General features: G+C 45.3%; 15 protein-coding genes. 8 read left to right on the top strand and 7 right to left on the bottom strand.

The annotated features are described in order from the left end of the window. Window positions 1-39 precede the first annotated feature (39 nt). From AB4114_RS08855 to AB4114_RS08825, 7 genes are all read left to right on the top strand, one after another. On the top strand, window positions 40-2,196 hold the full coding sequence (locus AB4114_RS08855) for a helix-turn-helix domain-containing protein (protein ID WP_441988111.1): 2,157 nt from the start codon (window positions 40-42) through the stop codon (window positions 2,194-2,196). A gap of 172 nt (window positions 2,197-2,368) precedes the next feature. Then, window positions 2,369-3,295 carry an ABC transporter permease gene (locus tag AB4114_RS08850; RefSeq protein WP_441988110.1) on the top strand — a complete coding sequence of 309 codons (927 nt, stop codon included), beginning with the start codon at window positions 2,369-2,371 and terminating at the stop codon, window positions 3,293-3,295. Continuing rightward, window positions 3,292-4,179: a carbohydrate ABC transporter permease gene (locus AB4114_RS08845; RefSeq protein ID WP_441988109.1), complete on the top strand. Its 888-nt coding sequence runs from the start codon at window positions 3,292-3,294 to the stop codon at window positions 4,177-4,179. The genes AB4114_RS08850 and AB4114_RS08845 overlap by 4 nt, the downstream gene beginning before the upstream one ends. 115 nt (window positions 4,180-4,294) lie before the next feature. Next, the gene (locus tag AB4114_RS08840) at window positions 4,295-5,845 is read left to right on the top strand and encodes an extracellular solute-binding protein (RefSeq protein ID WP_441988108.1); all 1,551 of its coding nucleotides are present in this window, start codon (window positions 4,295-4,297) and stop codon (window positions 5,843-5,845) included. A gap of 23 nt (window positions 5,846-5,868) precedes the next feature. Beyond that, on the top strand, window positions 5,869-6,918 hold the full coding sequence (locus tag AB4114_RS08835; RefSeq protein WP_441988107.1) for an SGNH/GDSL hydrolase family protein: 1,050 nt from the start codon (window positions 5,869-5,871) through the stop codon (window positions 6,916-6,918). Further along, the gene (locus tag AB4114_RS08830; protein WP_441988106.1) at window positions 6,915-7,760 is read left to right on the top strand and encodes a hypothetical protein; all 846 of its coding nucleotides are present in this window, start codon (window positions 6,915-6,917) and stop codon (window positions 7,758-7,760) included. Before AB4114_RS08835 ends, AB4114_RS08830 begins: the two co-directional genes overlap by 4 nt. After that, window positions 7,735-9,633: an FAD-dependent oxidoreductase gene (locus AB4114_RS08825; RefSeq protein ID WP_441988105.1), complete on the top strand. Its 1,899-nt coding sequence runs from the start codon at window positions 7,735-7,737 to the stop codon at window positions 9,631-9,633. Before AB4114_RS08830 ends, AB4114_RS08825 begins: the two co-directional genes overlap by 26 nt. Before the next feature lie 420 nt (window positions 9,634-10,053). Here the strand turns inward: AB4114_RS08825 and AB4114_RS08820 are convergent, their stop codons facing one another. Both AB4114_RS08820 and AB4114_RS08815 read right to left on the bottom strand, forming a co-directional pair. Beyond that, entirely contained in the window at window positions 10,054-11,073 is a 1,020-nt protein-coding gene (locus AB4114_RS08820; protein WP_441988104.1) for a Gfo/Idh/MocA family protein, read from the bottom strand. Window positions 11,074-11,075: 2 nt separating this feature from the next. Next, window positions 11,076-11,918, bottom strand: a complete 843-nt coding sequence (locus tag AB4114_RS08815) for a sugar phosphate isomerase/epimerase family protein (RefSeq protein ID WP_441988103.1) — start codon at window positions 11,916-11,918, stop codon at window positions 11,076-11,078. Window positions 11,919-12,068: 150 nt separating this feature from the next. Here AB4114_RS08815 and AB4114_RS08810 point away from each other — a divergent pair, with 150 nt between their 5' ends. Continuing rightward, the gene (locus AB4114_RS08810) at window positions 12,069-12,977 is read left to right on the top strand and encodes an AraC family transcriptional regulator (protein WP_441988102.1); all 909 of its coding nucleotides are present in this window, start codon (window positions 12,069-12,071) and stop codon (window positions 12,975-12,977) included. Between the two features lie 81 nt (window positions 12,978-13,058). Here AB4114_RS08810 and AB4114_RS08805 read toward each other — a convergent pair whose 3' ends face one another. The 5 genes from AB4114_RS08805 to AB4114_RS08785 all read right to left on the bottom strand — a co-directional run bounded on the left by AB4114_RS08805 (window position 13,059) and on the right by AB4114_RS08785 (window position 21,404). After that, a complete protein-coding gene (locus AB4114_RS08805) occupies window positions 13,059-14,768 on the bottom strand; it encodes a hypothetical protein (RefSeq protein WP_441988101.1) in 1,710 nt (569 codons plus the stop codon). A gap of 35 nt (window positions 14,769-14,803) precedes the next feature. Next, the gene (locus AB4114_RS08800; protein WP_441988100.1) at window positions 14,804-16,102 is read right to left on the bottom strand and encodes an efflux RND transporter periplasmic adaptor subunit; all 1,299 of its coding nucleotides are present in this window, start codon (window positions 16,100-16,102) and stop codon (window positions 14,804-14,806) included. A 12-nt stretch (window positions 16,103-16,114) separates the two neighbouring features. Then, complete coding sequence (locus AB4114_RS08795) at window positions 16,115-19,228, bottom strand: efflux RND transporter permease subunit (protein ID WP_441988099.1); 3,114 nt, start codon at window positions 19,226-19,228, stop codon at window positions 16,115-16,117. A gap of 107 nt (window positions 19,229-19,335) precedes the next feature. Next, entirely contained in the window at window positions 19,336-20,730 is a 1,395-nt protein-coding gene (locus tag AB4114_RS08790; protein WP_441988098.1) for a sensor histidine kinase, read from the bottom strand. Continuing rightward, window positions 20,727-21,404 (bottom strand): response regulator transcription factor, encoded by a 678-nt coding sequence (locus tag AB4114_RS08785; RefSeq protein ID WP_441988097.1) that lies wholly within the window; start codon window positions 21,402-21,404, stop codon window positions 20,727-20,729. Before AB4114_RS08785 ends, AB4114_RS08790 begins: the two co-directional genes overlap by 4 nt. Window positions 21,405-21,413 lie beyond the last annotated feature (9 nt).

The raw sequence follows: 21,413 nt of genomic DNA, 5'->3' as shown, positions 1-21,413 counted from the left end.
CAGGAATATCGCAACTGATAGCAGAAAGGGGGAACGCTTATGTGGATATTATTTAAAAAACCTAGTGGTTACTTGCGTAAACTTGTACTATCTTACCTTGCATTAACTGTCGTTATTATCAGTTTATTCGGTGGTTATTTTACGAAACGTACCAATGACCTGCTTGCCAAGGAAATATCCAAGGAAAGCTTATATGAGCTTGAGCGCGTTAAATCCTATGTGGAAGACAATTACCTGGAGCGTTATCATAACGCATTATTGGATAAAGCGATGACAACGATTCGAGAATCCAGTATGGAGGAGGTTCATTTCTTCCTGGATCACCCTATCGACGGGAATTATTTCCGTGCAACTCGTTTAGTTCATGATTTGAAAACGCTATCAATTACTCAACCCGGACTGGACAACGTAACGATTGTGTTTGACAGATCGGGGTTCATTGTAGATACGAATTACTTTTATGCAGATCCGCAGCGTTCTCCGAACGGTCCATTAATCGATCATTTACAAACGATTGAGCCCCATAAATGGTTTGTTCGCGATCAAGTGAATGCCGAAGTATCAGACCATAAGGTTCTGTCATATATCTATACCTTGCCTTATAAATCTGCTGGCCCCAATGTCAAAGGCTATATGATTGTGGATGTTAATGCTGAAGAACTGATGAACAATGTGCGTAACATGCTGCGCCACTCAAAGGAGCAAATCTACCTGTTTACAGATACGGGGATGTTATCCTCCGATCTGACAGATAAAGATCCGGTTCTCGATGATAACCAAATTGTTGCGCCTCTCTTGCAGAGTCAAGTAACATCTATCCCTTACCACAATGGCACCGTGCTTTCCGTACTCCCCCCCGAAAGGTCTCAATTGGGGTGGTCTTACGCAAGCATTCGTCCGGTTACCTCCTATTTGTTATTGACGCAAACGTTGAAAAAAGAAATATGGCTCGTCATTGCAAGCATTCTGCTCATTGGTCTGTTATTGTCTTACTTACTGTCCGTAAGATTGGATAAGCCGATTCAGCTCCTGACGTACCGCATCAATCAATTGCATCGACATGTCCGGGATAAGCATCTGCAGGATATGCTGAGTGGTACGTTATCCGTTGATGAGAAGCAGTTCCCCTTTCCTGAGAAGGGTGCATTCGCTGCCGCTCTCCTCACACCTGTCGAGCCTCATCGCAGGGATGAGCTGAGAGAGAAGCTGGAACAGAAGCAGCAACGATTGTCTCTCATCTCAATCCCATGGGGCAAAGAACACATCGCGATCGTGTATCAGTTAGACGATACGGAAGAAACCGATGAAGTGTCACGGGTGGCCGAAATCCGTAACGAACTGAATGCCCTCCGCCTCAAGATCGGGGAGGAACTCAAATTCTCTGCCGGTATCGGTTGTATCGTGGAGGAGGCTGAGCAATTAATCGTTTCATTCACGGAGGCTCAGGAAGCAGTACAGTATAAATTTCTCCTTGGCGAACAGAGTATCGTAATCTATCAGGAAATCAGGACAAGAAGCTCCGTCCTATTGGATTTAATGCCTGGGGAGATATTCGAGAATCTGATCCACGGAGGAACTCGGGAGCAGATCCAACACTACTTTGCCGACATTCATACCCGTATGCAAGCAGAAAGCTATTCGATCCAGGGAATTGAGCTATACCTGAACCAGCTTACGTTGTGTTTGACCAAGATCATGCTGGAAGCCATGACCGGTGACTACGCCTTCAAGAGTCCGAACGAACTGATGAACAGTCATAAAAAAGAAACTTTTACGGCTACACTTCAGTCCCTGGAAGCGCTTAGTCTGGAGTTGGCGGTTCGGCTACAGTACCGACCTGAATCATTGCATTCCGTATTAGCCCATACCTTGAAGTCTTATATCGAGGAAAATCTTCAGCACGACATTTCCTTGGACGAATTAGCAAATGTCACATCTTATTCCAAGCAATTTATTTGTAAGGTATTCAAAGAGCAGTATTCGCAGACCATTGCCGATTATTTAACGAAGATCAGAATAGAGAAAGCCAAAGAGCTTCTGGCAGACGATCGTTTGTCGATTTCAGATGTGGCCGAACAATCGGGTTATAGGAGTCCCGGGTATTTCGGAACTAAGTTCAAACAGTATACCGGTGTAACCCCCATGCAATACCGTAGCATGCCCCCCATTAACAAAAGTGTGGTTCACTCAGGTTAAGGACAAATTCATATAAGTCACTAAAACGTTGTTTCCGGTAAAAAGCCGGCAGTACAACGTTTTTTTTCTGACTGTTTCATATATTTCAGTCTCGTTTCAGATGTTAACATTGAAGCCTGCCAAGAACGCAATTATGATTTGGCTATCACATCGAATACAAGGAGAGAACATTATGAAAACGATTACGTTCCGTTCTTCGATCTGGAAGGACTATGCTAAGTGCAAGTATTTGTTACTTATGCTTGTACCCGCTTTAGTGTATTATTTGATTTTTGAGTACGGACCACTCTACGGGGTGCAAATTGCATTTAAGGATTTCCGGATTCGAGAAGGCATTTGGGGAAGCTCATGGGTCGGTTTGAAGCATTTCCATTATTTGTTCACAGCATCGCAGGACTTTCCGCGAGTCATGAAAAATACCGTTATTCTCAGCTTCTATCATATCGTTTTTGGTTTTCCGGCGCCGATTGTGCTCGCTCTGCTATTTAATGAAATCCGCATCAATGCCTTCAAACGAATTACACAAACGATCAGCTATCTGCCCCATTTTCTATCGTGGGTCATATTAGGCGGATTACTCATTACTATCTTGTCACCGAGTACAGGCGTCGTGAGCGGCCTGATTCATTTTTTTGGATTTGACCCTGTTTATTTCCTTGGGGATCCCGCATATTTTCGATTTACTCTTGTTGTCTCCTCGATATGGAAGGAAATTGGGTGGGGCACCATTATTTATCTGGCTGCACTCTCAGGCATCGATCCCTCCATGTATGAAGCCGCTGTGATGGATGGTGCTTCACGTTGGAAGCAAACTCTTCATATTACGCTTCCAAGCATTCTTTCGGTGATTTGCATCATGTTCATATTCCGGGTCGGCAACATCTTAAATGCGGGATTTGATCAGGTTCTGAATCTTTATAGTCCGAATACTTACAGTGTTGCCGATATCCTGGACACTTACGTGTACCGTGCGGGTCTTACACAGCTGCAATATAGCTTAACCGCAGCCGTGGGACTGTTCAAGAATGTGGTCGCGTTTATCCTGGTCATGCTGACCAATTATGCCATCAAACGAATGGGACAGGAAGGGATCTTATGAGCATGTTAAGCAGAATGAGCCGAGGAGAAATCATGTTCCAGTTTGCAGCGATGACTGTTATTGTTGCGCTATGCATCAGTGTTTTGTATCCGTTCGTTCACGGACTATCCGTTTCCTTAAGCACACCTGAGGAAGCGCTGCGTCCTGGTATTCATTTGTACCCTAAGCATTTCAGCATGTCCTCCTATAAGCAATCCTTCCAAACCAATGGAATATGGGTCGGCTATTTCAATACCTTATTCCGAACGGTCGTGGGGACCTTCTTGTCCTTAGTCGTTATGACGCTTGGCGCGTATGCGCTGTCGAAGAAATACCTGCCCCACCGTCATTTTTATACGATGTTGATTGTATTGACGATGTTTTTCAGCGGAGGGCTAATCCCAACGTTTTTACTCATTAAGAGCATAGGTCTCTACGATACACGTTGGGCTCTGATCATTCCCGGTCTCATCAACACCTTTTATATGATCATTATGCGCAATTTTTTTATGGAGCTGCCACAGGAATTAGAGGATTCTGCCAAAATCGACGGCGCTAACGATATTCAGATCCTCTGGCGAATTGTTGTGCCGATCTCCAAGCCGATTCTGGCCACAATTGGACTGTGGATGGCTGTGTATCATTGGAACGAATGGTTCCACGCACTCATCTATATCCAGGATCAATCCAAGATCGTGCTGCAAATCCTGCTTCGCCGCCTCATTGTGGAGAATGATGATATGCAGATGCGGGAATTGATGGCGCAGGCCTCCGAGGACGAGGTTGTATCCGAGTCGGTTAAGGCTGCTGTCCTTATGATAGCCACAATCCCCATACTGGTTGTGTATCCATTTATTCAGAAGTATTTTGTCAAAGGCATAATGATCGGTTCACTAAAGGGATGATGCCCATAACTATTGAAGGGAGTGATGCCTAACGCATCTTCTGCATCTTAGCGGTAGATTGAACTCCATGGCTTCATAGCGTTATTCTATAAACTAATAAAAGGGAGGCTTCACCATGAAACATCAAGGTTTGAAAATGACAATCGCATCCGTACTCGCCGCATCTGTTGTCTTGAGCGGCTGCACCAAAACGGAAGTAACGCCGAGTCAAAGCGGCAATCCAACGCCGCAGGTACAGAAACCTGTAGAAATAAGCTGGCTTAGCTTTGACTTTCCCGAGCAAGACGGTTCCTTGGTACAGAATTGGATAGAAAAGAAATTCAATGTCAAAATCAAAAATATGCGTATTGACCGGCAAAACTGGAAAGACCAGCTCAATTTGAGATTAGCCACGAATGAGCTTCCCGATATGTGGTTGCTTTGGGGGACGGCTGATGTAAGCACGTATTCCCAGCAAGGTCTGCTGGCTGAACTGCCCATCGAGGAAATCAAAAAGAAGATGCCAACACTTGCTGAGTTTATTGATAAGAATCAGCCGAGTGCGTGGAACGACGGCCTCATTAACGGCAAAAGCTACGGTATTCCGATTACCAACCTTGAAGGTGTACTCCCCCTTCATCCGTTTTATAACGGGGATTGGCTCAAAGCCATTGGATATAACCAGCCTCCCACAACATTGAAAGAGCTGGAAGATGTCCTGTATAAATTCCGCAATAATGATCCAGACGGCAATGGCAAGAAAGATACCTTTGGCTTGACTGGTTACGGGAAGACTGGGGCGGCGGACTCCTTTCAGTACGTATTCGGCGCCCATCATGTACATCCCAAATCCTGGTCCAAAGATAAATCCGGCAATCTGGTCTATGGGATAACGACAGAAGGTGCTCGCGAATCGTTTAAGCTGCTCAACAAATGGTTTAAAGATGGCGTCCTCGACCCGGAATTCATTACAAATGACGGCAAAAGAAATGACTTCGAGAACAAACGCGTGGGCATTTCAACCGAAAACTGGAGCAACTTTAGAGAAAACGGCAAAATCGGGCAGTTAGCTAAAAAAAATGGCATCAACCTTATGGTTGGCAAAGCGCTTGAAGGTCCATACGGACCCGGCAAATTGGCCATGTGGGGCTTAACGGGCAATTATATAGGCATGAGCGTTGATGCAGGCAAGAATCCGGCTAAGAAAGAAAAAATATATGAAATTCTTAATTCGTTCTACTCCGATAAAGACAGCTACTTGATGTCCCAATTTGGGGAAGATGGGGTACATTACTCGATGGAGAACGGAAAACCTGTAATTAAGGACGATTTCAAGGATAGTAAGAAGCGGATCAATATGGGATTCGGCAATTACTATGGCCTGCTTTCACGTAAATCGAAAGCGTTCGAGCCGTTTACTTACTCTGCAGAAGAGATTGCACAGCGGGACCAGCTGGCCCAAGGGGTAGAGCGCGTCGTCAATGAAGCGAAATTCATCATCCCATCAGCTGTCAAATATCCGGATTTGGTCAATATCGAACAGGAATACTTCATTAAGTTTATTACAGGAGAAGTAGATACAGATAAAGGTTTTGACCGTTTTGTGGAAACATGGAACAAGTCGGGAGGCAAAGAAATTACTGAGGAAGTCAATAAGATCTACAAGGAGCTTTCCGTAAAAAAATAAGGCAGCTCGCATAAGAGGAGTACATGATGATCTACAATCAACTTGAATTTCATAATGTTGTGGAATTGGAAGAAAACAAACTATTCCCCGGACTGCGCTTACATCGATATCCAAGAGACGTACGGAATCGATTAAGTACAAGAGGATCCCATATATCCACACAATCCAGCGGTTGCGAGATTCGCTTCGTCACCGATGCCGAGGCCGTGAGGCTGTCGATCTCCTCACTGGAAGAAGACGGAGATCTGATCGTGTTTAAAGGTGATTACTTTCACTCCAACCACCGATTGCAAACAGGTGTCAGACGTACGCTTTTATTAGAAGAGCCCGAACGCTTCAAGAGGGAAAGCCCTGACAGGAAGTTGGCGGAAGAGTCGTCTTTATCGTTCTCGCCCCATGTGTGGAGGATAATGACTTGCCGCTATACAGCGGTATTTCACGAGTTGGATACTTTGGGTCGGAGTGTCCGCCCGCCGCATCAGAACGAAGTGCCTGCGTTAAGATGGCTTGCCTACGGTTCGTCAATCACGCATGGAGGCGCCGCAATCCATTACTACAATTGCTATGCTCAACAGGCCGCAAGACGTCTTGGCGTTGATGTTCTTAATCTCGGTTTGAGTGGCTCGTGTCTCTGCGAGAAAGAAGCTGTGGATTACATTGCAAATCGGAATGACTGGGATATAGCTACGCTGGAGCTAGGAGTCAATATGAGAACGCTCTTTACACCTGAGCAGTTTAAAGAACGGGCATACTATTTAATCCAGACCGTGATTCAGAAGCAGCCTCAGAAGCCTGTGGTCGTCATTACCGTCTATCCGAATGCGGCGACCTATTCGCACATGGATTATCCAGCCAGCAGGAATGAAGCTCAATTTAATCACATATTACGAGAAATCGTCGCCGAACTGGACCACTCTTCGCTTTATCTTATTGAAGGTTACGAGATTATGAAGGAAATGTCATCGCTTGTATTTGATTTGCTTCACCCTTCCGATTACGGCCACATGCTCATGGGTGAGCATATGGCCGCAAAGCTGAGGGAAATTCTTCAAGTTAGGAGTGAGAAATCATGACAGCCTTTCATTCTGATGCTCCTGTATTGATCTATGGAGCCACTTTTGCCGGTCTAGGGATGGCATACAGCTTAGGCAAACAGTCCATTCTTGTTGAGAGGTCCTCACTAGTTGGTCATGAATATGTTAACAGCTATCGTCCGGGACACGGGCTTGCCAACAGACCGACTTCCGGTATCGGACAGGAGTTATATGACGAGCTTGTCAGGCGCAATATTGTGCAAGCGGACGGCGCCGTCCACCTTCCCGGTATTTCACCGGTTCTGTATCATTTCATTCGAAAGCATGACCTGAATATACGTATGATGACGGAAATCACCGAAGTAAGATCATCAGAAGACGGATATGAAGTGATGCTTTACAACACTTCAGGCTCGCAAACGGTGCAAGTCCGAAACATTATTGATACGACTTCAACCTGCGGCTCATCTCATCTGTGGAATCCCCCCATCCTTGCAAAAAGCATTAATGCTATTCTTGATGGTCCTCCACTGGCAGCATCGATAGGCGATTCCGGGCGAAGCTACGAAATGGTACAAGGAGGATTTCCATCGGAGATTTATTTCCAATTTAAGGTAGATAACAAGGACAATTGGATCGTGGCTCGTGACAAATTACATCAATTCTGGATGAACAGGCCGAAGATGCTTCGTCCATGGAAATTGGCGGCAGTTGCCGATACGTTCGATATTAAGGTAAACAAGGGAGCTCAAGTCGCGGCAATGGGCTCGAGCTGGCTGCCCTCTTGCGCTTATGATAATTTCATGGAAGCCTTCGAAGCAGGACTATCCTATGCAAAGCAGGAGGTGAGCCCGAATGATCTTATCAGAGATTGTAAATAAGTCCGTTATTGAAACCCTTGCTCATAATCATTTATTTGATAACGAATATGACATTATTGTTGTAGGACTTGGAACTGCCGGGGCGATAGCTGCTATCACAGCAGCGAAGATGGGGTTGAAGGTGCTGGGTATCGAGCGACTCAATTGTATGGGGGGCGTGGGTACGGCCGGTGGTGTGCTTGCTTATTATTACGGTTCCAAGGGCGGCTTCTACGAAGAAATTGATAAGCAAGTTCTAGAACTGGAACGCGATTCTTACACACCCCAGGTGACGGTGAACGGCGAGTTGAAGAAGTATGTGATGGAACAGAAGGCGCTGGAGGCAGGTGTTGAATTATGCTATGAGGCAACTGCAACTGGCGTCTATCTGGAAGGGTTGACGGTCAAAGGGATACGCTGGATCGACGCTGATGGCGTTCATACCGCTGGAAGCCGCATCGTTATCGACAGCTCGGGAGATGCAGAGGTATGCACGATGGCCGGCTGTCCGACTCGTAAAGGACGCGAGAGCGACGGCCAATCCCAACCTTTTTCTAATGTCATCGTCGCCTTGGAGAAACAAAGAGTTACTTTTGTTTATACCGATTCCGGCTATGTGGATCAGGCAGATGAAGAGGATTTGACTCGGGCGATTGTCGATTCTGCGCTTCTGCATACGCACTTGAAGGATCGATACGACGATCAGCAGCGGTTTCTCCGCCTAGCACCGCTGCTTGGTATCCGCGAAGGAAGGTTTATCGAAGGCGAGTCCAATCTTACCTTTAATGGTTACCTGCACAATCGCCTCACCGATCAGCCCTTATTTTACGCATATGCTAATTTGGATAATCATAGTAAGGACGTTGCATTCGAAAGCGAAACTCAGCAGGATTGGACCGTAGCAGGCAGCATGTGGGGCGTAAACTTCTCAGTCCCTGTCCCGCTCGGGGCACTCATCCCCAAAGGAATGAAAGGCCTAATCGTTGCAGGGCGGTGCCTGGCGCTCGACCATGATCTTGCCCCTTGTGTGCGGATGAAGCGGGATATGCAGAAGTGCGGAGAAGCGGCGGCTATGGCGGCCTATCTGGCTACCCGGCATCAAACAGATCTCTTGAACGTACCTTATGATGAATTAGCGGCACTACTAAGATCAACCGGATGTTTGAATCCGCACAATCATGTGGGAATGAAGGATCGAATCGCCTACGAGGATGAGAAGAATCCGATTATTCATTGGTTGAACGAAACGGTAAACATTCAGAAAGGCTTAAGCAGTGAAAAGCCAGGCCTAGCCATATGGTCAGCAATAAGAAACGGTCCCTCCATGAAACCGCTGCTTCTCGAATGGCTGCAACAGCAGGAGAATGAACATTTGCGCAAGCACAGTTCCTTTGCATTAGCCCTTATGCAGGATGAAGCAGCGCTTCCTATGCTGCGAGCTATGGTCGTGGAACGCGATTCCTTCGTGCCGAAAACGAGCATCAAATATAATAATGCCAGAGGATATACAGCGATCTATTTGCTGGGTAAATTAAAGGACACGGTTATTGTGCCTGAATTGATCGCCTTGTTATCCGATTCTTCCGGAATAAGAAATATAAATGGTTCTACCGAATTTATTGCAGACGATGAAGAGCTATACTTTCAATACTTCACGTTCAGCCTCATGGCATTGTTCAAAATCGGGGACGCACATGCTCATCTGCGCAAGGAAATTGCTGCAGTTATAAGGAAAAGGGTTGAGCAACAGCAGATATCCTTGTCAATTTCGTTTAAACAAACTCGCAGCGACTTTTCGCCTATTCGCTTCTCGATGGAGCATAAAATAAGGCGAATCTCCTCGAATTTCCTTCGCAAGTGGGATGACATTCAAACGCAAAAAATTGCAGACTGATCCGAGAAAAGAAACAGCGGCGGACTAGGAAACGGAAATATGTCCTAGACTGCCGTTTTTGTTGCTGCCACTATTGGCATCGGTGAGCACCTTGAGAGCCGCTGGCCCCGGCATAGTAGAAAGCCCTAACGGCATTTACATCGCCTGGCATGTGTTCGAAGATTATGCTTCCTGCGGTAGTGTGGCAGTGCGGGAAACGGTTCTTTATGCCATTAACCGGTACGTGAACCATCTCCTGTACGTTACGCCTGTCAAAAGGGGGCAAAACATCGAAGTTATCGAAGATGTCATTCCTTTATATGATGTAGAGGTATGCGTTCTACTGCCTACCAGAGCGAGCCGCGTATACTTAGTGCCTCAATTCAAAAAAACCTTAGAAATCAGATACGATTCCCAAGGTTTACATACAGATCTCGCTTACTATTTCACTTCCACCCAAGCCCCTTGCTTGTCTGCCGAAGCCATCTCAGCGACAGCAATTTCAATCGTTTCCCGTGTACTAGCCGGCGTTGCGGTTGTAACCGATTCCCCTGCGAGAAGCGTCTCAATGAAATATTTCAGCTCCAAGTAATAGCCCATCTCTGGTGATAGCTCTGGATTGAATCCAGCCGCATCATTCGGGTTCACTTTCAGGCCGCTCGCGCCAAAAATAATGTTCGCTTTCTCGAAATTGACACGGTACTGCATATCAAAGCCATAATCACCTTCGAGCGTCCAGTCAGCTTGCGCATTGATAACTTTGCCATCCCCGTACAAATAATTCGTAGACACGACATCATAGCCGCTGCCTGGAACTACATTTCGTGCCAAACACGAAACGGATTCAGGTTTTCCGAACAACCAATTAACCATATCGATATCATGAACATGCATATCGAGTAAAGCTCCGCCGCTCTTCTCTTTATCGATTAGCCATGGTCCCCAAGTCGGAGTAGCGCCGCCGCGGTAGAAATAACCGCTTGTTACTTTACCGTAAGTCCCCTTCTCTACAGCTTCTTTCAAATACACATAGGCTGGCCAAAAGCGCAGACACTGTCCAATCATCAATTGCTTGCCATTCGCTTCAGCAGCTGCAATCATCTCTTCACACTCTTGCGGATTCGAAGCCATTGGCTTCTCACATAGCACGTGCAGACCTTTATTTAGACATTCAATCGTAATATCACGGTGCAGGTAAGTCGGGAGAGCTAGATCCACGTAATCCAACTGTTCTTTTTCAATCATTTCGGACACACTAGTGTACTTCGCATAGAGGTTGAAATCGATCGCCGAATCACCTGTATCAATATTTCCAGCAACCGCGTTGCCTTCTAGCTTAACCGGGTCAATATCACATAACGCTACAACTTTAATCGCAACACCTTCTGCTTCTAGGCGTACATAATTCTCCAAATGTGTTCTTCCCATGAAGCCTAGTCCAACTAGTCCGATTCTTAGCATGATTATTTCCTCCCCAGAATAGCATCCATTGCGCCTGATGTGTTATAAACAATTTGCTCACCGTGATGCGTATAGCCTGGGATCATTTCAGCGATCACATAGTCATCATAACCGACGGATTGAAGGGCTTTCATCACTTCCGGATAATTCACATCGCCTGCAAGCAGGTCAACGAAACCATGCAAACCGCCAGCTGCGCGGCGATAATCTTTGAAATGTACTTTTTTAATACGATGGCTCAAAATAGAAATCCAGTGCTCCGGATACCCGGAGAATATAACATTCCCTACATCGAAATATGCACCTACATAAGGTGAATTTACTTTATCAATGAAATCCCGCATTTCCAGCGGTGATAATAAAAATTTGTTCCACACATTTTCAATCCCAATCGAAACCTTCAAAGACTCGGCAACGGCCGAAAGCTCCTGAATGGCTTCAAGGGAGTAGTCATAGGCTTGGTCATATGGAACCACTTCAGAGTCAGGGATGAAATCAACACCTACCGCACCAGGTACGACCAAAATCGTATCAACACCAAGTGCCGCGGCGTGCTCTAGCTGCTTCTTCACAATGTCTTTCGCCTTCTGACGCGTTTGCGGGGCACTGCTTGTCAAGGAATAAGACCAGAATAAGCCTGTCGCTAAGCTGCTTACCTCAATCCCTGTTTCATCAGCATGCTGGCGGTACGCACGAACTTCACTTTCCGTGCTTTCCAGACTAAGTTCACCCGTTTCGTTCAAAGCTAACTCAATGCCGTCGAATCCGGCTTTTTTCGCAGTCGTAATGCAATCTTTCACGCTCATAGAGCCTGGAAATGACCAAATATTTATCCCTTTTTTCATTGATAATCGCCTCCGCTTCTTTCCTTTATTATAAAAGAGTGATGTCCCATTGGATTTATCTATTAAGCCGAATTATTTGCACTTTAGCTAAATTGAATGTGGTAAAATGGCTATATTCGGGAAGAAAATCGCCTAGAGAGGACGGACACCATGGATTTCCCAAGAATCTATTTACAGGAATCACTTTCGATCGAAGCGCTCATTTCCTTTCACTATTTTGAATATGCCAAAGGCTTTGTTTTCGACGGTGAGCAGCATGACTTCTGGGAAATTCTCTACGTGGACAAGGGGGAAGTCGAGGTCCGTGCCGACGATGTCATCCATACCCTCCAGCAGGGGAATATGATTTTCCACAAACCGGAGGAGTTCCATACCGTTCATGTCAGACATGCGCATAAGCCGCCGAATCTCATCGTTATCGCCTTCGTCTGCCATTCTGAGGCTATGTCTCAGCTAGCTAATAAAGTCGTATCGTTAGGCGATCGCGAACGCAATATGCTTTCAATCATCACGCAAGAGGGATTTCATGCGTTCCTCCCTCCCTTCGATTCTCCTTCCGTTCATTTGTTAGAAAGAAACGAAGAGGCATCGTTTGCTAGTGAGCAGCTCATCAAAGCTTATTTAGAAATTCTCCTTATCACCCTTATCCGTAAACTAGAAGCTCGGGGAAACGTTCAGGAAGCTCAGAAATTGAAACAGTCCTCGTTGCAAAAGGAGAAAGCTGAGGTTGGGCTCGTCGGTCAGATTATGGCCTATTTGAGCGATCATCTGGCAGATTCCTTTACCCTTGATGACCTCTGCCAAACCTTTCACCTGGGCAAAAGTCGTATGAAGGAGCTCTTTCAATCCCAGAAGGGTATGGGCATTATGGAAGCCTTCAAATTACTCAAAATCGAGCAAGCCAAAACCTATATGCGTGAAGGCCCTTATAACATAACAGAAATTGCGAGCTTGCTTGGTTACACAAGCATTCATTATTTTTCTAGAGATTTTAAGAAAACCGTCGGGATGTCACCATCGGATTATGCGAAATCTGTGAAAGCTAGGGTACAGCGGTAAACGGAATACTTACACAAGAAACAGCCTGCCAGTAGATTTCTCTACTAGCAGGCTGTTTTTTTCAATATAACGCATATGCAATTATTTCATTACTTTGATTAAACGTTTAGCGATTCCCGTTGGCGTATCAATGGCTTCATAGACATTAATCGTGAATGGGGAGCTGAATTGATCCAAATTAGCCCCTGTCGCATCAAGGATTTGGCTGCCACTAATTAACTTATTAGGCCCATTAAAAGAGGCGTCTTTAGAACCTACAACACGTCCTAAGCTATCCACGATCTCAAATCTTAATTTGGAGAAATTGTTATCAACCACAACATTTGGAGCCTGTGTAATAGTTAGATCCAATTTCACCTTGTAGCTGTATGTCCCCATCGCATATTGCATATTAACGTTTATGTCCTTGAACGTCACATCAATTGGGTACAAGGAAATAATATTATCCGTCGTTTCCTTCTGAAGGTCCGTTTGCAACGCAGCAATCGTCGTCGTATATGGAGCTGCAGCCTGTGCATCTAATATTTTCAAAGCAAAACTTTCACTATCTTCGGATTGTGGAACAATATAGGAATAGCTGACCACATAGCTCAATCCAGGATTCAGCATCGTCGTCACATTCGTTTGACGAACACCTTGGTAGGAGGCACCTAGCTTACTTGTTAGCTCCGTCAAGAATGCTGGTGTTGCTACTGGCGTTGTGCTTGCGTTCGTTAATTTGAACTTCACTACGGCTGTCTTATAGCCCTCACCTGGATTCTCATGCAAATGCAGCTCCATTAAGGATACTTCCGTCGACTTATCAATCACTTTGGCTTGTGCATTGAAAGTGATCGGTTGACCGATCGTATACGCGGCTGCGGTTGTATTAGCCCCATCTACTGGCCAGTTCATAGCCAACTTAGCTGTTGCCAATTCCGAAGGTTGTCCTCCGTCTTTCGGAACAAACGTATCTGTCGATAGCACGACGACATTCGTTAACGTCACACCGCTTTCCACTGGGATCGCGTAGTGGATGTAGGTCGTTTCTCCTGCTGCCAAGACAACTGGCGCCACTTCTGTACGTTTTCCTTCATAATTCTTCGACTCTGATTGAGCATCTATACGGAATGCGGGTACCGTTTCACGACCTGCTCCCGGATTGTTTACAAGAACAGTCACAACGGCTACACGACCAGCTGCTGTGTTCTGTAGGGAAGATTCCACCGTCTTATACGTAAGTCCTGAATTCACACCAGAAATCGTGAACTCTTGTCCCCACTCTGCACTAGCGATGCTTTCCAGTGCTGCACTGCCCGTACCGCCATACCATACTTGATTAGTTGGCATTGAAAGCAGCGTAGTCTCTACCTTCGGATAAGCATACAAGTCGACGTTCACGAACGAAAGGCTTTCAATCCTACCGATTTCCTTCGAATCAATCGCTGCGAAATAAACAAGCTCTGCAATTTCCTTTGGTTGCAGGGAAGCTTTATTACTTGCACTTGGTTTCAGCGTGTAAGAGATCCCGCTAGATGTTTGCACGCGAAGCTCGTGCTCTGGCACACGATTTTGCGTTGTGCCGCCATTGTACAAGCGAACTGTCACAGCAAGCTGTGAGCCAGTCGCAGTCGGCGTTTCACCTACACTTTTGATAGCAGCGCGAATATCCTCCGTTAACCCATAATTCACAGTTGGTGCGACAACAGTTGGCGTGGAAGGCTCCGCAGCCCATGCTGCGGTACCTCCTTGAACGATCATTGCTCCCAGCATAATGGCTGTTAGACTGGATTTCCATGGTCTTTTTTTCATCTATAACGTCTCCCTTAATATGAATTTCAATGATGCTATTTGGCAGCTGGTGATGCAGTTGGTTGTGCGGATGCTGCAGGGCTTGTCACCTTTTGACCGTCTTTCAAAGTGTTCTGTCCAGTGATGACCAGTTGTTCGCCTTCCTTCACGCCTTCCAGCACTTCTTGGAATTCGCCGTTAATGCGTCCAAGCTTCACTTTCCGTTTCAAGTATTGGTCACCTTGTTGAACGAACACGAAGGTATCGGATTCTTCACGAATGATACTAAGTGTAGGCACGACAGCAACGTTCTCTTCCGTCTCTGTTGTCAATTGGACCAGATAACGTCCACCCGGTTGAATCGTACGATCTGGATTCGGAATATCCAATTCCAGCGTATAAGTTTTGGAAGCAGCACTCATGATTGGCGCTAAGTAGCTAATCTTAGCTGTCCCTTTTTTATCAGGCGTATTCGGGTTATAGTACACGAGCTCCTTCTTGTTTTTCACAAGTTGGTAGTTCGTTTCAGCTAGCTCAGTTTTGATTTTGATAGGATCGATCTGCTGAACTTGACCAACCTTTCCTGCTGCTGCAGATGCTGTTTGACCAACCACGACATTGAAATCTGTCAGAATACCGCTGCCTGGAGCTTTCACTTCGAAATTATCCAAAGAGCGAGTAGCATCCTCCAATGTTAGACGTGCGGATTCTGCTTGTGTTTCAATGCTGGAGATAGAATCCGTATTATCGAATGCGGATAACTTACTATGCGCAGCATCTAAGCTCATTTGAGCATTATCCAACGCTTGCTTAACTTGGTCTACCTGGCGCTGAACCGCAACTCCAGCTTCAAAATCATTTCTGATTTTGTTGTAATCTTGCTGAGCGTTATTCAAAGCCGTTTGTGTACGAGCTACGTTATCAGCTAAATCTTTCCGTGTATTCACTTTATTATCTCGAGCTTGCTGCAAGGAATCCTGTGCACTCTTCACTTGAAGCTCACTCTTCCGTTTAGCAGATAAGGCATCTGTATTATCAATAACGAAAAGGACATCACCTTTCGTCACATATTCGCCTCGTTTCTTCAGAACTTCCGTAACTTCGCCATTCGCTTTCGCCATCACATCGAGTGTTGTTCCGGCTACAACATCTGCCACCTGTTCAATCGGATTACTTATTTTCTGAAGCTTGATCGCTTCCGTTTTGACCGCTTTAGGCGTTAACTGTACGGTTGCCGCATCCTTAGCTCCTGGTGCCGAGCAGGCTGTTGCCAACACCGTCGCAGCGGTTAACAGCGTGATGACCCCCATCCAGCGATATTTGCTATGCCCTCTTCGTGAACCTTCGTTAATCATCGATGTGCCTCCTTATACTTCTAACGAACTCGTTGTCATTTTTTCTTTAGCTTTTTTCCGATTAAACATGTTGCTAATGCGGTTTTTCATACTTTCGATCAACTCGTAAACAATAGGTACAACGACTAGCGTCAAGAGCGTCGAAGTAATCAATCCACCAATAACAACAACCCCAAGACCTTTACCGATCAATCCGCCTTCTGCAGAGATCCCGAGCGCGAGTGGCACTAACGCCATAATGGTTGCTCCGGCTGTCATGATAATAGGACGAAGTCTGATTTTCCCTGCTTCAATAAGCGCATGACGAACGGTATAACCTTCTTCGCGCAACTGTTGTGCACGGTCGATCAGTACGATCGCATTCGTTACGACGATACCAATCAACATGAGGAACCCGATCATGGAAGTTACGGTTAATGGTTCTCTAGCAATGACGAGTCCTAAGAGCCCTCCAATAACAGCTAGAGGAAGTGAGAACAGAATCGCAAATGGTGCACTTGCGTTCCCGAACGCCAATACCATGATCAAGTAGACGACGAAGATCGCAGCAGCCATGGCCACAAATAACTGGGTAAAGCTTTCGTTAACATCTTCGGATACGCCTGTAATTTGCGGTGTAACACCCTCTGGAAGCTCTAGCTCTTTCAAAGCCGAACTTAGCTTGGCACTTACTGCCGTCTTATTGTCTGAATTAATTTTGGCAGAAACTTTCACGAGTTGCGCCTGATTCTCTCTTGCAAGGGAAGCAGCGCCTTTCGTTTCATTGATTTTGGCAACTTCCTTCAATAGAATGGTCGAGCCATTCTGAGCCGTTAACGGGATATTACCCAACTTCTCAAGGGAATCTTTGTCTGTTTTTTCCAATGAAACCGTTGTTGTATATACAATATTATCGAATTTCATATCGCCTAGATTTTGCTTTTGAATCCATGTACGTGCTGAATCTCTTACGGAAGCTGCGCTTAGGCCATAGGCTCTAGCTTTCTTCTGATCAACAGCAATTTCAATTTCTGTTTTGGCATCGCTCAAATTGTCGGCAACTTCGGAAAGCTCAGGGAACGTGTTTAATTTCTCTTTCACCACTCTAGCTGCTTTCTCTAATTGAAGTTGATCATCACCTTGGAGAGTGTAGGCGAAGTCCGTACTTGACACTCCGAAGTCACCTTCCATAGATTTAGGTTCAACTTCAGAACCACTCGGCAATTCAGATAAAATATAAGCTTTCGTTTGATCCTTCACTTGTTCAGGATCCACTTTGTCATTCACTTCAAGGAAGATTTGAGACGCATACGGAATTTGCTCATCATCTTTACCCGCATAACCAACAAGTGCTTCAACAAATTTAAATACCGGTTCGCCTTTTGAATCCTTCAGGTCTAACAACACCGTTTCGATTTCTTTTGTTTTGCTATCCGTCGCATCAAAGGATGTTGAATAAGGCAATTTTAATTGGAAATACATGATGTGCGATGGACCTGATGCAGGTAAAAAGGCAACTGATAAGAACGGAATCGTTCCAGCCATCGTCCCAATGAGCATGACTAAAGCGACTAGAAGCGTTTTAATTTTATTTTTTAAACTCCACGTGAGCACTTTTTCATAAAACATGGTCAACTTCGTTGGCTTAGTTTCATCATGCTGTACTTTACCTGGTTTACTACGCAGCACTAGTAATTTCGAAAGCATCGGAATAACCGTTAAAGCTACAATTAAAGATGAAAGAAGTGCACAAGCAATCGTTAAAGCGAAAGGTCGGAAGAAACCACCTACAACCCCAGTTACCAAAGCAAGTGGAGCAAATACCCCTACAGTAGCCAAGGTAGATGACGTAATCGCCATCGAAACTTGTTTCGTTGCCAAAGCAATAACGGATTCTTTCCGTTCCTGCGCTTTTTCCAAGGAAGCATAAATGTTCTCAATAACAACAATCGAGTCATCGACAACCCGTCCAACCGCGATAAATATACCACCAAGTGTCATCGTGTTGAGCGTGAGGTTTAATTGCGACATTAATAATAATGTGATCAAAATGGAGAGCGGAATCGAGACGAGTACGATCAACGTCATTCGTACATTGCGTAAGAAGACAAGAATCATAAGTGAGGCAAGAACCGCGCCTACAATCCCTTCACGGACAAGTCCAGAGATCGATTCTTTGATTTGATCCGCACTGTCAAAGGTGCTTTTGAACGTAATGTTCGGTAACGTTGTTTTCCATTCTGTAATGTTCTTCTCAATTTCATCGGAGAATTCAACGGCATTCGCACTGCCAGCTTTGTATAAAATCATCCCAATTGCTGGCTTGCCATCTAAACGTCCATTGAAGTCGGATTCGCTAATGGCCTTTATTTTGGAGACTTGATCCAAGGTAACAATGGCACCTTTAGGCGTCGTAATCTCTACTTTTTGCAGATCATACAAACTGGATAAGTTGCCTGTTACTCGGGTCATTTTGCTATTACCATCGATTTCAACAGAACCGATCGGTGTTTTCGTCGCCGCGGTATTAATCGCATTGCTCACCATGCCTGGTGACAAACCGTAGACATCTAAGGCTGATGCATCTAGCTCAATATCGAGTGAGGTGTCTCTAGCCCCGATAATGTCCATATGATCGATCCCTTTAATACCTTCAAGACCTGGTTTAATCGTATCTTTGAACGTTTTATCAAGCTCTGTTTGGCTGACTCCCTCGTTCGCATAAGCGACTAAATAGTTGGATGGGAAGGATGCTGCACCGAAGGTAGATGCTTTAGGAGCACCTGCCGTTGCCGGTAAGGAAACCGTGGAAAGGGCATCCTGTACTGCTAGCTTCTTTTTGTCAACATCGACATTCTGTTTGAACAAAATAATAACCATGGAGAAATTATCACTGGAAGTGGACTGGATGGAATCTAAATCTTCCAGATTCGCCAGCTTCTTCTCAATGGGTACCGTAATTTCATCCATAACGTCTTTAGGTGCGCCCGTGTAGGTCGTTGTAACGGCCACAACAGGGAAGGAAACGTTCGGCATGTTCTCTTCCTTGAGCTGTGTTGCTGAATACAAGCCGCCTACAAAAAGCATGATCATGATGATGAATAACGCGGAAACGTTTTTCATCGAAAACTGTGTGAGTCGATTCATTCCTGTACTCCCCTCAACTAATGATTGTGAGATAAAGAATACAGGTTCAATATGAACTCAATATGAACAAAACAAAAAAACTTGGTGAACAATCCCAAGTTTCTTGTTCAACTCTTTTTAGTTGGTGAGTGCGTTGTCGGTAACGTTATAAGAAATCCCGTGCCTTTGCCTACTTCACTTTGCACCTCAATCGATCCATCGTGCATATCAATGATCTTCCTAACAATAGCAAGTCCAAGACCACTGCCGCTATCACGCTGCCTGGCTTGATCCACCTTATAGAAACGGTCAAAAATACGACCTTGTTCATCGATTGGAATACCGATCCCGTTATCTTGAACCCATATTTGAACCCGGTCACGCAGTGGAACAAGCTTAATATAAATATGTCCACCCGTAGCTGTGAATTTAATCGCATTACCAATCACATTTATCCACACTTGACTTAATTGATCGCTGTCTGCAAATATTTTCACACGAGGCAGGGCTAGATCCAGATCCAACTCTTTCAAAGACCATTGAGGTTCATAGAAAACAACAATACGACGCAACTGCTCGTCCAAATCATAGATCGTTGGATGAAACGGATGATGTTCGGATTCCAGCGAAGCTAGCTTCAGTAGATTCTCACTTAGACGAGAAAGACGTTCACTCTCACGTTCTATGATCTCCAAGTATTTGTTCCGATCATTATCATCGATATCCGACTCCCTTAACGCTTTGGAAAAGCCGCGAATTGAGGTCAGTGGAGACTGAATCTCATGTGAAACATTTGAAACGAAATCCTGACGCATCTGTTCCAGCTGCTTAAGCTCGCCAGCCATATGGTTAAAGCTCTCTGCGAGTTTGCCTAATTCGTCCTTATTACTTACATTCACATTGACGTTAAAATTACCTCGAGCCAGCTTCTCTGTCGCTAGGGTCAGCTTCTTCAAAGGATTCACTAAATATCGCGAAGCGATTAGAATAAGAATGCTCCCCACACTGAGGACGATGCCGAGAACTGATACGATCAATGTCTGGAGTTGGCCGCGTGCAGCATCTGTGATGTTCGTATGTATGAATAATGCGTAGCTCTGATCGCCAACGATCAGCGGCACGCCGACTTTAATGCCGTTAATGCCGCGTAAAGGTGCACTGAAATCCAGGCTTTTATAGATATGACCCTTCAATACGTCAGCAACTTCGGACGATTGTATGGGCGGCCTCCCTTTTACATCCACAGGAGTCTGCCCTAATGAAACGCCGCTGGAATCAAATAGTGTGAACAAATAATTTTCATTCAGTCGATTGCTTCCTGCTACAAAGGAATACAGGTTCTTCGGCTGCACTTCATTGCTTAACGTGACAATTTGATTTCCTACGGCTAACATCTCAGATTGAAATTTTGTTGATATCATGTTCGTAAAAAAGTACTCGGCCAAAGGAAATGCGACAAGCACACTGACCACTACAATCGCCAGAAAGGTTAAAACCACTCGCAAATATAGCGATTTGATCATACCTTCACCTCAAGCCTATAACCTAATCCGCGTATCGTTGTAATTTGAAAACCATCCGAATAGGGCTCAAAGCGTTCCCGCAAACGTTTGATATGGACATCAACCGTTCGATCATCACCTTCATAATCCATCCCCCAAATTTGCTCAATCAGCTGGGTACGCGTAAAGATTTGACCCGCATGACTTGCGAACTTGTAGAGAAGTTCAAATTCCTTCAATGGCAACGTAATCCGTTGGTCTTGATAGCGTACTTCAAATGTTGTACGATCGATGGTCATTCCACCAATGAGAATGACTTGTGAGGAATGAATCCGGTATCGCTTTAACAACGCCTTGACTCTCATGACTAACTCTACAGGATCAAAAGGCTTTACTAAATAATCGTCGGTGCCGAGCTGAAAACCTTTTACCTTATGAATAGATTCACTCTTCGCGGTCACCATCAACAACGGAAGTTCCGGGTAATGCGATCGCAATTCTCGGCACAGCTCCCAGCCATCCATCAGCGGCATCATGACATCCAGCACGACTAAGTCAGCAGGAACGGATTCCATAAGACTTAGCGCCTCTTGGCCATTGCTGGCTTGCACAACCGTTAGGCCTTCCCCTGCCAAATAAACGCGGATCAACTCTCGGATATCAGCGTCATCATCAACAACCATAATACGAGTCATGCAGGCACC

The organism is Paenibacillus sp. 2RAB27, assembly GCF_052115445.1.
Taxonomy (GTDB): Bacteria; Bacillota; Bacilli; order Paenibacillales; family NBRC-103111; genus Paenibacillus_E.
This window is presented reverse-complemented; position numbering and strand designations above follow the sequence as displayed.

Coding starts and splice junctions, on each gene's coding strand:
- AB4114_RS08830 (WP_441988106.1), top strand. CDS start 6,915: ATGACAGCCTTTCATTCTGATGCTCCTGTATTGATCTATGGAGCCACT.
- AB4114_RS08825 (WP_441988105.1), top strand. CDS start 7,735: ATGATCTTATCAGAGATTGTAAATAAGTCCGTTATTGAAACCCTTGCT.
- AB4114_RS08805 (WP_441988101.1), bottom strand. CDS start 14,768: ATGAAAAAAAGACCATGGAAATCCAGTCTAACAGCCATTATGCTGGGA.
- AB4114_RS08800 (WP_441988100.1), bottom strand. CDS start 16,102: ATGATTAACGAAGGTTCACGAAGAGGGCATAGCAAATATCGCTGGATG.
- AB4114_RS08815 (WP_441988103.1), bottom strand. CDS start 11,918: ATGAAAAAAGGGATAAATATTTGGTCATTTCCAGGCTCTATGAGCGTG.
- AB4114_RS08785 (WP_441988097.1), bottom strand. CDS start 21,404: ATGACTCGTATTATGGTTGTTGATGATGACGCTGATATCCGAGAGTTG.
- AB4114_RS08835 (WP_441988107.1), top strand. CDS start 5,869: ATGATGATCTACAATCAACTTGAATTTCATAATGTTGTGGAATTGGAA.
- AB4114_RS08790 (WP_441988098.1), bottom strand. CDS start 20,730: ATGATCAAATCGCTATATTTGCGAGTGGTTTTAACCTTTCTGGCGATT.
- AB4114_RS08795 (WP_441988099.1), bottom strand. CDS start 19,228: ATGAATCGACTCACACAGTTTTCGATGAAAAACGTTTCCGCGTTATTC.
- AB4114_RS08850 (WP_441988110.1), top strand. CDS start 2,369: ATGAAAACGATTACGTTCCGTTCTTCGATCTGGAAGGACTATGCTAAG.
- AB4114_RS08820 (WP_441988104.1), bottom strand. CDS start 11,073: ATGCTAAGAATCGGACTAGTTGGACTAGGCTTCATGGGAAGAACACAT.
- AB4114_RS08840 (WP_441988108.1), top strand. CDS start 4,295: ATGAAACATCAAGGTTTGAAAATGACAATCGCATCCGTACTCGCCGCA.
- AB4114_RS08810 (WP_441988102.1), top strand. CDS start 12,069: ATGGATTTCCCAAGAATCTATTTACAGGAATCACTTTCGATCGAAGCG.
- AB4114_RS08855 (WP_441988111.1), top strand. CDS start 40: ATGTGGATATTATTTAAAAAACCTAGTGGTTACTTGCGTAAACTTGTA.
- AB4114_RS08845 (WP_441988109.1), top strand. CDS start 3,292: ATGAGCATGTTAAGCAGAATGAGCCGAGGAGAAATCATGTTCCAGTTT.